The organism is Pseudomonas sp. 43(2021) (assembly GCF_017490805.1).
In the GTDB taxonomy this organism is placed as follows: domain Bacteria; phylum Pseudomonadota; class Gammaproteobacteria; order Pseudomonadales; family Pseudomonadaceae; genus Aquipseudomonas.
Map to the genome: position 1 here is coordinate 1 of NZ_JAFGYJ010000359.1, position 489 is coordinate 489.

The 489-nt window shown below is 63.4% G+C and carries 1 pseudogene; it reads right to left on the reverse strand.

Annotation, left to right across the window (positions count from 1 at the left end):
* A pseudogene (locus J5M71_RS27635) lies at positions 1-489 on the reverse strand (ribonuclease R); the annotation flags it as partial.

Sequence of the window (489 nt, forward strand, 5' to 3'; positions counted from 1 at the left end):
CTTCGCCTTCGGTTTACGCGCCCCGCCACTTTTGGCTGGAGCGGAACCCGCTTTTGGCGGGCCCTTACGGTGTTTGCTCGGCTTGGCTGGCTTGCCGTCGGTCGCCCTGTCAGGCGCCGACCGTCCGGTCTTTCCCCCGGACGCCGCTTTACCACCGTTTTTCGCATCGGCCAGCAAGGCCTTCTTCAATTCACGGCTTTTGCGCAGCTCGGCGTTTTTCGCCACGGCGTCGCTCGGGCGATAGGCTTCGGCGACCTTTTCCTTGGCCGGACGACGGCTGGCGGTTTTCGCTGGAGCCTTTTCTTCCGCAGCCTTGGCAGCAGGCGCAGCGGTTTCGGTGCCACGTTTTTTGCGACCAATCGGCGCGCTGATGGTTTTCTCGGCCATCTCGAAGTCGATCTTGCGCTCGTCTAGGTCGACGCGCATGACGCGTACTTCAACGGTGTCGCCAAGACGGAAACTGCGACCGGTGCGCTCGCCCGCCAAGCG